At 65.2% G+C, this 12,910-nt stretch carries 13 protein-coding genes, 1 tRNA gene and 1 pseudogene; 4 read left to right on the top strand and 11 right to left on the bottom strand.

Annotated features, from left to right (window positions below; translation table 11 throughout):
- Window positions 1-9: 9 nt before the first annotated feature.
- Window positions 10-825 carry a ferredoxin--NADP reductase gene (locus tag BSP_RS08935; protein ID WP_152950038.1) on the top strand — a complete coding sequence of 272 codons (816 nt, stop codon included), beginning with the start codon at window positions 10-12 and terminating at the stop codon, window positions 823-825.
- Between the two features lie 40 nt (window positions 826-865).
- Window positions 866-1,198 (top strand): chorismate mutase, encoded by a 333-nt coding sequence (locus BSP_RS08930; protein WP_152950036.1) that lies wholly within the window; start codon window positions 866-868, stop codon window positions 1,196-1,198.
- Here BSP_RS08930 and BSP_RS08925 read toward each other — a convergent pair.
- Both BSP_RS08925 and BSP_RS08920 read right to left on the bottom strand, forming a co-directional pair.
- Entirely contained in the window at window positions 1,195-1,548 is a 354-nt protein-coding gene (locus tag BSP_RS08925; protein WP_152950034.1) for an Hpt domain-containing protein, read from the bottom strand. The genes BSP_RS08930 and BSP_RS08925 overlap by 4 nt on opposite strands.
- Window positions 1,548-2,960, bottom strand: a complete 1,413-nt coding sequence (locus tag BSP_RS08920; RefSeq protein WP_054766916.1) for an amino acid permease — start codon at window positions 2,958-2,960, stop codon at window positions 1,548-1,550. Before BSP_RS08920 ends, BSP_RS08925 begins: the two co-directional genes overlap by 1 nt.
- Before the next feature lie 156 nt (window positions 2,961-3,116).
- On the opposite strand from BSP_RS08920, the gene BSP_RS08915 reads away from it, so the two are divergent.
- Window positions 3,117-3,192: transfer RNA gene (locus BSP_RS08915), tRNA-Lys, on the top strand.
- An 8-nt stretch (window positions 3,193-3,200) separates the two neighbouring features.
- Here the strand turns inward: BSP_RS08915 and BSP_RS08910 are convergent.
- Genes BSP_RS08910 through BSP_RS08900 form a run of 3 tightly spaced genes read right to left on the bottom strand, consistent with a single transcriptional unit; the run spans window position 3,201 to window position 5,086 of the window.
- Window positions 3,201-4,256, bottom strand: coding sequence for a tyrosine-type recombinase/integrase (locus tag BSP_RS08910; protein WP_227975905.1), 1,056 nt, complete (start codon window positions 4,254-4,256; stop codon window positions 3,201-3,203).
- A gap of 49 nt (window positions 4,257-4,305) precedes the next feature.
- Entirely contained in the window at window positions 4,306-4,512 is a 207-nt protein-coding gene (locus BSP_RS08905) for a hypothetical protein (protein WP_152950031.1), read from the bottom strand.
- 1 nt (window position 4,513) lies between these two features.
- Window positions 4,514-5,086 (bottom strand): hypothetical protein, encoded by a 573-nt coding sequence (locus tag BSP_RS08900; RefSeq protein ID WP_152950029.1) that lies wholly within the window; start codon window positions 5,084-5,086, stop codon window positions 4,514-4,516.
- 395 nt (window positions 5,087-5,481) lie between these two features.
- Between BSP_RS08900 and BSP_RS08895 the strand changes: the two genes are divergently transcribed.
- A protein-coding gene (locus BSP_RS08895) for an IS3 family transposase (protein WP_152948930.1) occupies window positions 5,482-6,668 on the top strand; the annotation gives its coding sequence in 2 pieces (ribosomal slippage) (window positions 5,482-5,743 and window positions 5,743-6,668; 1,188 coding nt in all).
- Between the two features lie 308 nt (window positions 6,669-6,976).
- Here the strand turns inward: BSP_RS08895 and BSP_RS08890 are convergent.
- The 6 genes and pseudogenes from BSP_RS08890 to BSP_RS08865 all read right to left on the bottom strand — a co-directional run.
- A pseudogene (locus BSP_RS08890) lies at window positions 6,977-7,195 on the bottom strand (transposase); the annotation flags it as partial.
- Between the two features lie 675 nt (window positions 7,196-7,870).
- On the bottom strand, window positions 7,871-8,998 hold the full coding sequence (locus BSP_RS08885; protein ID WP_152950027.1) for an acyl-CoA dehydrogenase family protein: 1,128 nt from the start codon (window positions 8,996-8,998) through the stop codon (window positions 7,871-7,873).
- 3 nt (window positions 8,999-9,001) lie between these two features.
- Window positions 9,002-9,778, bottom strand: a complete 777-nt coding sequence (locus BSP_RS08880; RefSeq protein WP_152950026.1) for an enoyl-CoA hydratase-related protein — start codon at window positions 9,776-9,778, stop codon at window positions 9,002-9,004.
- 11 nt (window positions 9,779-9,789) lie between these two features.
- A complete protein-coding gene (locus BSP_RS08875; protein ID WP_152950024.1) occupies window positions 9,790-10,767 on the bottom strand; it encodes a nitronate monooxygenase family protein in 978 nt (325 codons plus the stop codon).
- A 34-nt stretch (window positions 10,768-10,801) separates the two neighbouring features.
- Entirely contained in the window at window positions 10,802-11,974 is a 1,173-nt protein-coding gene (locus BSP_RS08870; protein WP_152950022.1) for an acetyl-CoA C-acetyltransferase, read from the bottom strand.
- Window positions 11,975-12,055: 81 nt separating this feature from the next.
- A complete protein-coding gene (locus BSP_RS08865) occupies window positions 12,056-12,817 on the bottom strand; it encodes an SDR family NAD(P)-dependent oxidoreductase (protein ID WP_152950020.1) in 762 nt (253 codons plus the stop codon).
- Window positions 12,818-12,910: the final 93 nt, after the last annotated feature.

Here is a 12,910-nt window from a genome sequence, read left to right as displayed (position 1 = left end):
GGCCGCACCATGACCGACGCCGCCCTCTCCCCCGCCCCTGCGAAAGCCAGTCCGTTCAACGAACTTGAGGTCCTGTGGGTTCGCCACTGGACCGACAGCCTGTTCAGCTTCGGCGTGAAGCGGCCGGAGGACTTCCGATTCCGCTCGGGCGAGTTCGTGATGATCGGCCTGCCCGGCGAAGACGGCGGAAAGCCGATCCTGCGCGCCTATTCCATCGCCAGCCCCTGCTGGGCCGAGGAGCTGGAGTTCTTCTCGATCAAGGTCGCCGACGGCCCCCTGACCTCGCGCCTGCAGAAGATCGTGGCCGGGGACACGGTGCTGATGGGCAAGAAGCCGACCGGCACCCTGGTGCTGGACGCCCTGACCGGCGGCGAGCGGCTGTTCCTGATCGGCACGGGCACGGGTCTGGCGCCCTGGCTGAGCGTGGCGCGCGATCCGGAGACCTATTCCCGCTTCGGCCATGTCTATGTGATCCATACGGTGCGCAACGTCGCCGACCTGGCTTACCGCGACTTCTTCACCCGCGAGATCCACGACGACCCCTTGATCGGCGACGAGGCCAGGGCGCAGCTGACCTACTACCCGACCGTGACACGAGAAGAGTTCGTGACGCCGGGCCGGATCACCGACCGGATCAAGTCGGGGGACTTCTTCCGCGACCTGGGCCTGCCCGAAGGCTTCGATCCGGCCAAGGACCGGGTCATGCTGTGCGGCTCCATGGCCATGATCAAAGAAGCCGGCGAACTGCTGGAGACCTACGGCCTGAAGGAAGGCTCGAACGCGGAACCGGCCGACTATGTGCTGGAGCGGGCCTTCGTCGGCTGACGACTTGGCTTGAGCGGTCGGACCGGCTAACCGGACCGCCATGCACCACCCTGCCCTTGTCGCCGTCGATCCTCGCGTCGATCCCGCCGAATGCCAGTCCATGGCCGAGGTCCGCCAGGGCGTCGACGCCCTGGACCGCGCCCTGGTCGCCCTGCTGGCCGAACGCCAGCGCTATATGGAGGCGGCCGCCCGCATCAAGCCCGACCGCGACGCCGTCTTCGACCAGGCCCGCATCGACGACGTGGTGGCCAAGGTCCTGACGGCCGCGCAAGCGCACCACCTGTCGCCCGAGATCGCCGAACCGGTCTGGCGGCTGCTGATCGACCGGTGCATCGCGCACGAGTTCGCGGTCTACGACCGGACTCGAAGCTAGGCCTTAAGCCCCCGCAGCATCAGCTCGTGGCGATAGGCCGCGACGTCGGCCAGCGCGGCGTCGAGGGCGTCGCGCACCCGCTCCAGCGCCGGCGCCGCCAGGGCCTGTTCGACCGTTTCCGCCTCGGCGCAGATCGCCGCCAGATCGCCGGCGCCGATCCCTGCGGCCGCGCCCCGGATGGTGTGGACTCCGTCGCGCCAACCGTCGGCCCTGGGGTTCAGAAGCACAGACCAGAGGGCGGCCTGTTCGACGAACAGGCCCAGCACCTCTTCCGAAATCGCCGCGTCGCCGCCGGTCATGCCCTCCAGCACGCTGAAGTCGACGGCGCCGGTCAGGTCGCGACGGGCCATCAGGCGGCCTCTTCCTCGCCCTTGGCCAGACGGGAGTTCCGAGACGACCAGGCCAGATAGATGAGCACGCCGATCAGGTTCCAGACGACGAAGCCGATCTGGGTCACCGGCTTCAGGCTAAGGAAGAAGACCACGCAGCCGATCACGGTGACGGCGCCGACCAGGGGCCACAGGGGCGCCTTGAACACCCGCCGGCGGCCCGGCTCGCGAATCCGCAGCACGATCAGGCAGACGCCCACGGCGCAGAAGGCGGCCAGAGTGCCGGCGTTGGCCAAGGAAGCCAGTTCGTCCAGCGGCAACAGCCCGGCCAGGATCGCCACCACCACAGCCGTAAAGACCGTCACCACCGCCGGAACGCCGCGCGCCGAGACCTTGGCCAGCCGACGCGGCAACAGGCCGTCGCGCGCCATGCCCAGGAAGATGCGGCTCTGGCCGAACAGGAAGGCCAGCAGCACGGTCGGAAGGGCGATCACCGCCGCCGCCGCGATCCACTGGGCCGCCGTGCCCTGCCCCATTTGGCGCAGGATCAGGGCCAGGGGCTCGGGGCTGTCGGCGAAGTCGGAGACTGGCCGGGCGCCGATGGCGGCGGCGGCGACCACCAGATACAGGGCCGTGCAGACCAGCATGGAGCCGATGATGCCGATGGCCAGGTCCCGCTCAGGCTTCTTGGTCTCCTCCGCCGCCGTGGAGATGGCGTCGAAGCCGTAGAAGGCGAAGAAGATGATGGCCGCCGCCGCCATGACCCCCGTCTGGACGAAGGGGGCGCCGAAGCCGTTGGGCATGAAGGGGGTGAAGTTCTCGGGCTTGAAGGCCGGCAGGGCGATGGCGACGAAGACGACCAAGGCGGCGATCTTGATGACCACCAGGACCGCGTTCAGGGTTGCGCTCTCCTTGGTGCCCAGCAGCAGCAGGCCGGTCACCACCCCGATGATGGCGACGGCCGGCAGGTTGATGATTCCCCCGGCGTGCGGCCCCGCCGTCAGGACCGCCGGCAGATCGACACCCAGGCCGGTCAAAAACCCAACCGCATAGCCCGACCAGCCCACCGCCACGGCCGAGACCACCAGCGAATATTCCAGGATCAGGCTCCAACCGACGACCCAGGCGATCATCTCGCCCAGAACGGCGTAGGAATAGGTGTAGGCGCTGCCCGCCGTCGGCATCATGGTCGACAGTTCGGCATAGGCCAGGGCGGCGCAGACGCAGACCAGGCCCGCCAGGCCAAAGCTGATCAATACCGCCGGCCCCGCCAGACCCGCCCCGACCCCGATCAGGGTCAGAATGCCGGTGCCGACGATGGCGCCCACGCCCAGGGCCAGCAGATGCGGCCAGCTGAGCGTCGGTTTCAGCCGCGGCCCGTCGTGCGGCGCCGTCATGACATCGATCGAACGACGCCGGTTCCAAAAGGCCATGATGCTCACTCCCCCACCGTCTTTGCGGCTGATTCGGCCGAGACCATGCCCGTCAAAGAAAGTTTGCGAAAGCGCTTGCCAAGCCCGGAACGGGTGGGTAGTAGGAGCGCCCTTCGGCGAGGCGCTCGTCTTCGCCGAAGTCGCGACGATCGGTGTGGGTGATTAGCTCAGTCGGTAGAGCAGCTGACTCTTAATCAGCGGGTCCACAGTTCGAACCTGTGATCACCCACCATCGTCTTGCTACTGAAATTTAAGTGGTTTTCGCTTCCGCTCTGGCGGAACAGATGGCGAATGAAGCCCGCCATTTTGCAGTTCATTTTGCAATTTCGTTCTCGTTTCGAGCTTCTCGATGGCTGAGACAGCGAGACGATAATCGCGGTTCAAGTAGTTGGAATCGAGAATGGCGCCGACGTCTCGTAGGCTGTGACCGGTGATGGTCGCGATCTCGGGTACGGAGCAACCGGCGAGCGCCAAGCGCGTCACCGCCGTCCCCCTGAGGTCGTGAAAGGTCAGATCGGAGATCCCCGCCTTCGCGCATGCCTTGGCCCAAGACGTCCGAAACCCGTCTTCCGTCCAGCTCCGCCCCTGAGCCGTCGTCAGAATGGTCACTGCGGTTGCGTCAGCACGCTGCGCCTCAAGCGCAAGCTTCAAGGGCGCGCCGACTGGGATGAGGACGCGGGCTCCCGTCTTGCTCTGTCTCAACCGCAGCTTTTCACCGTCGTAGGCAGACCAAGTGAGACGGAGAAGGTCGCCTTGCCGTTGGCCGGTCCATAGCGCGAGCATCAGCGCAAGATGCATGTGCGGCGGGGCCTTCTCAAGGAAGGCGGCCTCATCATCAGCCGACCAGACATTCCCCTTGCGCGCCGCCCGATAGAGCCTTCCCGGCCGCTCCAGAGGATTCAGCGGCGCCAGACCGCGATTGTAGGCCCACGACAACACGCGCGCGAACACCGAGAACCGGTAGTCCGCGTTCCGTCTCGAGGTCAGCGCGATACGATCGCGCCAAGCCAAGAATTCACCACGTGAGCGACGGTCTTTGAGGGCCTCAGTCGGAAAGTCGCCGAACTCGATGGCGATCGCGCGAAGGTGTGCGCGATAACCTCGCTTGGTTTTGTCCGCGAGCGTCCTGAAATCTGCGGAGTCTTCGTAGGCGTTCAGAAGCCCGGCCAGCGTGTCGGTCGTCTTGCGAGAGTCGCGCTGGTTGGCGAGCGCATCGTGATAGCTCTGAATGAACTCAGGCGACCCAGGCTGGCCGACCAGTCTTGGACCCCCACGCCACGCATACCAGTAGGTCACTTGGCGACCGTCTGCGAGACGCGCCGTCGCCCGATTGATCCCCTTGAGCCTAACGCGCATCGCGTTTGGCTTTCCAGGTTTCAAAAGGATCCGCTGAGGTGTCCGCAGCGGCGTCGATGTGATCCGTCGAACGCTTGATCTGCAAGACTCCATCGGGTCGGATTTCAATCGAACTGACCTCGAACCCAGCAGCCTTGGCGCCCTTCAACGCTCTGCTGATATCCGCAATGGTGAACTTGCAAGGCGCGCGCGGCATATCACGAGGCTCCCAAACGAATGGCGAGCGCGACGAGGTCTTCATCGACAATCTGATGTTCAGCAGCGTTGGCGAGCATGCGACGCATGACGTCGGTCGCGTTGATCAGCACCATATCAGTCGGCTGTTCGCGATCCTTCGCCAGCTCGAGCTTTTGCGATATGTCGCGGCGCAGATTCTTGAGCGTCGTGGCGAACACGTAGTGAAGCTTTGTCGACGGTTCGCCGGCGACCTTGCTTACTGTCGAGAATGAACCGAACCAACGATCCTCGCGCGCTGAGGCTTCACCATAGGCCGACAAGACGCCGTAGTCCGCTCTCACGCAGATCGCGGCGCGAGCCTGCGGCATTCCCGCTCCCGATAGCGCGTTAAACAGCCCGATCCGAAACGCCTGCTCAGCGGTGAAATCGCCCCATCCTCCCCGGCGGTGGGGCGTGGTGAAGGGGATCAAACCGCGAGCGATAAGAGCGTCGAACTGGCCGACCGATAGCTCGGCTAATCTGAGGACATCCGCACGTCGCATTTCAAACCCTTTCTCAAAAAGGGTTTTAGCAGGGCGCGAGGAAACATACAAGCCAAAGGGTTTTTGCGCTAAGGATCATGGCAAGTTATTCAAACCACGAATATTTTTATTTGACCCGGATAACAATATCTGTTATATGATAGACGCGGTCAGCTTGGTCTGATCGCTTCCCCATCAACTGAATGCGGTGTCCCGATGGCTAGCTCATCGGGTGACGACGCATGCCTGAAAGGAGGCTGCCGATGCCAGGCCGCCAAGCCAAGGTGCTGTCTGATGCAGTTATTCGACGTGCGCTCAGACAGATTGATCGACGACCGACGCGTCTCAGAGATCGTGTTATTTTCATACTCTCGCTACGCGCTGGATTACGGGCCTGCGAGATTGACGTGCCCCTGAGAATTTCCTCCACGCGGAGCTAGAGTCCGGCCCTTGAAAGGACGGACGGAATGAAACGAGCGAGATTCACGGAAGAGCAGATCATCGGGATCCTGCGGGAGAACGAGGCCGGTGCCAAAGCGGGCGAGTTGGCGCGCAAGCACGGCGTGTCGGAGGGCACGATCTACGCCTGGAAAGCCAAGTTCGGCGGGATGAGCGTGTCGGACGCCCAGCGCCTGCGCGCCCTGGAAGATGAGAACGGAAAGCTGAAGCGCCTGCTGGCCGACGCCATGCTCGACAAGGCGGCGCTGAACGATCTGCTCTCAAAAAAGTGGTAGGGCCCGCGGCGATGCGCCAAGCCGTCGCCCATGTGAAGGCGACGTTCGGCGTCAGCGAGCGGCGGGCCTGCTCCATCATCAAGGCCGACCGCAAATCGGTGCGCTATCGCTCTTGCCGCCCGCCAGACACGGCGCTGCGGGAGCGGCTGCGCGCCCTGGCTGTCGAGCGGCGACGGTTCGGCTATCGCCGGCTGTTCGTGCTGCTGCGACGTGAAGGCGAGCCTTCGGGCAAGAACCGGATCTACCGGCTCTACCGCGAGGAAGGTCTGACGGTGCGCAAGCGCCGCTCCCGTCGTCGAGCCATCGGCACGCGGGCGCCGATCCTGATCGAGGCAAGGCCGAACGCCCGCTGGTCGCTGGACTTTGTGCACGACCAGTTCGCCACGGGCCGCCGCTTCCGCATTCTCAACGTGGTCGACGACGTCACCCGCGAGTGCCTGGCGGCGATCCCCGACACCTCGATCTCGGGACGCCGCGTCGCGCGCGAGCTGACAGCGCTGATCGCTCGACGGGGCCGTCCCGCCATGATCGTCAGCGACAACGGCACGGAATTCACGTCCACGGCCATCCTGGCCTGGGCGCAGGATCATGGCGTCGACTGGCACTACATCGCGCCCGGCAAGCCGACCCAGAACGGGTTTGTGGAATCCTTCAACGGCCGGATGCGCGACGAACTGCTCAACGAGAGCCTGTTCTTTAGTCTGGATCACGCCCGCCAGAAGGTCGCTGCCTGGGCGCTGGACTACAATACCCGCCGGCCGCACTCGTCGATCGGCTACCTCACCCCGGAGGCCTTTGCCGCCAGTCTGACCGCAACAGGCCGACCCGCTGCGCAGGATGAAAGCTGCGCGGCTCGGCCTGTTGCTCACCCCACGCTACGAGGCGTAACTAACCCAAGGACTCTGGTCGCCGCTGGATGAAAACTCAGGGGCACGTCACTCGCGCTTGTGGCCTTGGAGAAGGAGCTCTACCACGCGCCCCGATAGTACCGCGACCGTCTGAGACTCCGAGGATGGAGGCGCGACAGTCTGTGCGACTGCGGTCGCGACCTCGTCGCACGCAGCGATGGCTGTCAACGACAGCGACAGCAGCACGAACGTGAGCGCCTTGCGCATGCGCTTCAGTGTGTTTGTCGTGATCTGCACTGAAGTCCGCTTTGCGCCGATTTCGTTGAAAAGGTGGCTGCTCAGATGGCCGCCAGTAGCGGATGCAGCTGCTCTCTCCCGTTTCACGCGGTCGCCGGCGTCGGTGTCGGGATCAGTTTGGCCAGTTTGCGCAGGTTCTGGGCGGTTGCGGCGAGGAGGAACTCGTCTTTGGCGCCGTTGGGACCGCGCAGGCGCAGTCGGTCCAGCTTCAGGACACGTTTGAGGTGGGCGAACAGCATCTCGACCTTCTTTCGTTCGCGCCGGGAGACGACGTAGGCGTCGGTCTTGCCGATGTCGTGGGCGAAGACCGTTGGCCAGGTGGCCAAGATGGCACCGACGTCCAAGGCCGAACCGGATTTCGTGGTCTTCAGCGCGATGAAGCCGCAATTCGAAGCGCTGGCGAAGAGTTCGAAGAGGCCGAAGAACATCAAGGCCACCCTCGAACTCGCCAGCACCGTGAAGGCCGAGTTCGCGCAACGGGCCGGTTATGAGGACTGCCCGCTATGCAAGGGCAGGGGGCACTACAAGCATGAGGATTGGCCGACATCCGAGCGCTGCGCGCGGCCGCTGAGGAGTTCGTCGGCAGAGTGACTGACGTCAGGCCAGCAGGTGCGCGATGACGGGCTTTAGCGATCAAGAGCTGAGTGCCGTCGATGTCGAGCTGAAGGAAGCTGTCTGCGATGCCATCGTTAACACGATAGTTAGTCGCGCGCCGCCCCGACGCCGATGGCCTGGATTGCACCGACCTCCAGTCCCGCCCCGACTGCGAGGCGGGACACCGCGCCCGCCGCCAATACGATTGGAAAATCGCACGCGTCTGTGCAAGATTTCGCTGCAGCGCTAGAACCCTGTCGAATGCCCGGTCAGACTTCGGCACGCACGCCAGTGAACACGCCCTGAAAACCGCCCATCGGCGTGAGGGCGAATGAGACGATGACGACGGGATCTGACATGGATTTCCTCAAGGCGACGACGGATCAGAGGGCGCGGGCGATGACCATGCGCTGGATGTCGGAGGTGCCCTCGTAGATCTGGCAGACGCGGACGTCGCGATAGATCTTCGCCAGCCCGTATTCCTCCAGATAGCCGTACCCGCCCAAGGTCTGAATGGCGCCGGAGACCACGGTTTCGGCCAGTTCTGACGGCACCAGCTTGGCCATCGAGGCCTCTGTAAGACAGGGAACGCCTGCGTCCTTGAGCGAAGCGGCGTGAAGCACAAGTTGGCGCGCGGCTTCCAGGCGGGCGGCCAGATCGGCCAGGCGGAAGCCGACGGCCTGATGCTCCACGATGGGTTTGCCGAAAGCGATCCGTTCCTTGGAATAGGCAACGGCGATCTCGAGCGCGGCCTGCGCCATCCCGACGCTCTGGGCGGCGATGCCGATCCGGCCGGTCTCCAGATTGGCCAGCGCGATACTGTAACCGTCGCCTTCTTCACCCAAGCGAAGCTCGTCGCCGATCCGCATGCCGTCGAAGCTGAGGGCGCACGTGTCGGACGCCTTCTGCCCCAGCTTGTGTTCCGGCTTGGCGATCGTCAGGCCCGGCGTTCCAGCCGGGACAAGAAAGGCCGCAAGGCCCCGTTTGCCTGCTGCTGGATCCGTCACGGCGAAGACGATGGTCAGACCGCTGATCCGACCGGATGTGATGAACTGTTTCGACCCGTCGATCCGCCACCCGTCGCCGTCGCGCTCCGCCCGCGTCTTCAACGCCGAGGCGTCAGATCCAGCGCCGGCCTCGGTCAGGGCGAAGGCGCCGATGATCTCGCCAGCGCAAAGCCTTGGTAGGAAGCGCGTCTTCTGGTCTGTCGATCCGTTACGAAGCAGGGCCGCGACGACAGGCGCATTGTGGACCGAGACCACCGTCGATAAGCCGCCGTCGGCAGCCGCCAACTCCATCAGCGCCAGGGCGTAGGACACATAGTCGGCTTCCGCCCCGCCGTATTCGCCCGGCGCCGTCATTCCCATCAGCCCCAGTTCGGCAAGTTCGCGGAACAGGTCGTCGGGATAGGCGCCGGCCGCCTCCCAGGCGGCGGCGTTCGGCGCGATCCGTTCACGCGCCATAGCCCGCACCGCATCGCGGACGAGGGACTGGGTCTCTGTCAGGATCATGGTTCAGCGACCCCGCCAGTCTGCAGCACGCTTCTCCGTGAAGGCCTTCGGTCCCTCGGCGGCGTCCTGGGACGCCAGCATCTCGACCATCGCGGCATAGGTCCAGACCGTCTCGGCGCTGACCTCGAGCGGCGTATCCAGCCCCCGCAAGACCGCCTCCTTGGTGGCCCGGACCGACATCGGGCTGCAGACCAGAATATCCTGCGCCCAACGTCGCGCAGCGCCCATGACGTCCTCGGCGACCACTTCGTTGACGAAGCCGAGGTGCAGCCCCTCGGTCGCGGAGACGGGCTTTCCAGTCAGCATCATTCCCATGGCGCGCTTGAGGCCGATCTCACGTGGGAGCCGCTCGATGCCGCCGCCCAGTGCGGCCAAGCCGACCTTCGGCTCCGGCAAGGCGAATTTCGCCGTCTCCAGGGCCACGACGATGTCGCACGCCAGGGCCAGTTCGAAGCCGCCGCCGAAGGCGATGCCGTTGACGGCGGCGATGATCGGCTTGTTCAGGTCGAACCTGCTGCTGAGACCGCCGAACCCACGCGGCGGTGGACGTAGCACCGCGCCGTCAGCCAGCGCCGCCAAGTCCTGACCGGCGCAGAACGCCTTGTCGCCGGCGCCGGTGAGGATCGCGACCCATTGATCGGGGTCGGCGGCAAAGGCGTCGAAGATGTCCGCCAACTCGGCATGGGCTTCGGAGTTCAAGGCGTTGCGGGCCTGGGGTCGGTTGAGGGTGACGATCGTCAGCGGTCCCTCGCGTTCGACCAGGGCGTATTGAAAGGTCATGCGGCGCAGTCCTAAATGAGCATTCCGGCCAAGCGACCGGCGATGATGGCTTCGGCGTCCGAGATCATCGTGGTGAGAAGGTCGGCACAGGTGGGGACGTCGTGGATCAGGCCCTGGACTTGACCGGCCCAGATCAGACCCTTGTCCAGGTCACCGGTCTCCAATGCCTCGCGGCCCTGAGCGCCGGACACCAGAGAACGCACGTCCTCGAACACCGCGCCTGGCCTTTGCGACCGCGCCACAACCTCGTCCGACACGCTGTTGCGCGCGACCCGCCCGGTATTGTGGAACTGGCGGAAGATCAGGTTGGTCGCCCGTTCGTCATTCGCCACGAAGAACTGTTTGATCCTGTCGTGGATCGGCGCCTCGACCGTCGCGCAGAAACGGGTGCCCATGTTGACGCCCTCTGCACCCAGCGCCAGCGCCGCCGCCAGTCCACGGCCGTCAGCGATGCCGCCCGAGGCGATGACCGGAATCGTGACCTTGTCCACCGCGGCCGGAATCAGGACGAGGCCTGGGATGTCGTCCTCGCCCGGATGACCGGCGCACTCGAAGCCGTCGATGGAAATAACGTCCACGCCCATGCGCTCGGCGGACACGGCATGCCGGACGGCCGTGCACTTGTGCAGGACGGTGATCCCGTGGGCCTTGAAGTCCTCGACATGTTCATGAGGCCTGTGACCGGCCGTCTCGACGATGGTGACGCCGCTGTCGATGATCGCCCGGCGGTACGCCGCGTAGGGCGGCGGGCTGACCGACGGCAGGATGGTCAGGTTCACCCCGAAGGGCTTGTCGGTCATCGTTCGGCAGCGCTCAATCTCCCGGCGCAGGGCGTCGGGCGAGCCTGGCGTCAGGCCGGTGATGATCCCCAGTCCGCCAGCGTTGGATACGGCGGCGGCGAGCTCGGCGCGACCGACCCACATCATGCCGCCTTGGACGACCGGATGCTGGATGCCGAGCAATTCCGTCAGGCGGGTCCGGATCGCCATCAGTCGCCTTGCCCCTGCAGACGGACCCGGCTCATCACAGCGCCTCCACGATGGTCACATTGGCGACGCCGCCGCCTTCGCACATGGTTTGCAGGCCATAGCGTTTGCCGCGCGCCCTAAGGGCGTGGATCAGGGTCGACATCAGCTTGGTCCCCGATGCGCCGAGAGGATGACCGAGGGCGATCGCCCCGCCGTTGACGTTTAGCTTGTCCGGATCGGCGTCCAACGCCTGGAGCCACGCCAAGGGCACGGGGGCGAAGGCCTCGTTTACCTCATAGAGGTCGATGTCCTGAATACGCAGTCCCGCGCGGTCCAGCGCCCGCTTCGTCGCCGGAATGGGCTCTTCCAGCATGATGACGGGATCGCCGGCGGTGACCGTGAAGTTATGGATGCGGGCGATCGGGGTCAGGTCGTAACGCTTCAGAGCCGCTTCCGAGACGATCAGCGCGCCCGAGGCGCCGTCGCAGATCTGGCTGGCGTTCGCAGCCGTGACCACGCCGCCTTCGACCAGGGTCTTCACGGACCCTATGCTGTCTATCGTGGCGTCGTAGCGGATGCCTTCATCCGTCGTATGCGATGTGAGGCCGTCGGGCGTCTGGACCTCGATCGGCACGATCTCGGCGTCGAAGGCGCCGGCTCGCGTCGCCGTCGTCGCCCGCTGGTGGCTGCGCAGAGCGTAGGCGTCCAGGGTATCGCGGTCGAACCCGTATTTCTTGGCGATCATCTCCGCGCCTTCGAACTGGCTGAAGACGTCGCGTCCGTAACGGGCCTTGATCCGGGCGCTCAGCGGCCCTTCGCCGATCCCCTTCTCCTGATGGAAGGACATGTTGGTGAACATCGGCACCCGGCTCATGCTCTCGGCGCCTGCGGCGATGATCACGTCCTGGGTCCCGCTCAAGACGGCCTGAGCGGCGAATTGAACGGCTTGCTGAGACGAGCCGCACTGGCGGTCAATGGTCAGAGCCGGAACCGACTCCGGCAGGCGCGAGGCCAGAACCGCATTACGGCCAAACGCGAATGCCTGCTCGCCGGCCTGGGTGACGCATCCCATGATGACGTCCTCGACGGCGGCCGGATCGATGCCAGAGCGATCGACCAGGGCGTTCAGGATTTCGGCCCCAAGGTCCGCAGGATGCCAGTCGGACACACGGCCGTTGCGACGCCCCCCTGCGGTGCGCAGGCTCTGGACGATATAGGCCTCAGCCATTCAGATCTCTCCTTGCGGGCGTGACAGAAGGCCCGAATGAGCGTCCCATCGGTTCAGAGGTGCTGCTCACCGTCCCGATCCTCAGCGGGGAGCCATACGAATGGCGCCGTCCAGTCGGATGGTCTCGCCGTTCAGCATGGCGTTGGTGACGATGGACTCGACCAGGTGGGCGTATTCGTCGGGGTCGCCGAGACGGGCGGGGAACGGCACCTGCTTACCCAGCGAGTCCTGGGCCTCCTGAGGCAGGGTGGCGAGGAGCGGCGTCAGGAACAAGCCCGGCGCGATGGTCGCCACACGTATGCCATAGCGGGCGAACTCTCGCGCGATAGGCAGGGTCATGCCGGCGATCGCCGCCTTGGACGCGGAATAGGCGGCCTGTCCGATCTGACCGTCGAAGGCCGCGACACTGGCGGTATTGACGATCACACCGCGCTCTTCGCCGACAGGCTCAGCATCGTGCAGACGTTCGGCGAACTTAGACAAGACATTGAAGCTGCCGATCAGGTTGACCGTGATTATGCTGACGAAGTCCGCCAGCGGCAGCGCCTTGCCGTCGCGACCGATGACCTTCGCGGGCGGACCTATGCCGGCGCAGTTCACTAGGATGCGCGCCTTGCCGTAAACGCCCTCCGCCTCGTCCAGGGCGTTGGCGACAGCCGCCTCGTCCGCGACATCGACCACCGCGAACCGACCGCCGATACGCTCGGCGGTTTCGGCCGCCAGCACGGCATTGCGGTCGAGGATGGTGACCTTGGCGCCGGCCCTGGCGAGACGAGCGGCGGTCGCGCCGCCCAGGCCCGAAGCACCTCCGGTGACGATGGCGGCGTGTCCAGCGATATTCATGAGTTCAGTCTTTCTCGGCAAATGACCGCCCCGAAGGCGGCCGATCACGACGCCAGGCGGGGCACGGAGAGTGGGACAAGCGCCCGAAGGCGG

Source organism: Brevundimonas sp. Bb-A, from assembly GCF_009394735.1.
Taxonomy (GTDB): Bacteria; Pseudomonadota; Alphaproteobacteria; order Caulobacterales; family Caulobacteraceae; genus Brevundimonas; species Brevundimonas aurantiaca.
This window is presented reverse-complemented; position numbering and strand designations above follow the sequence as displayed.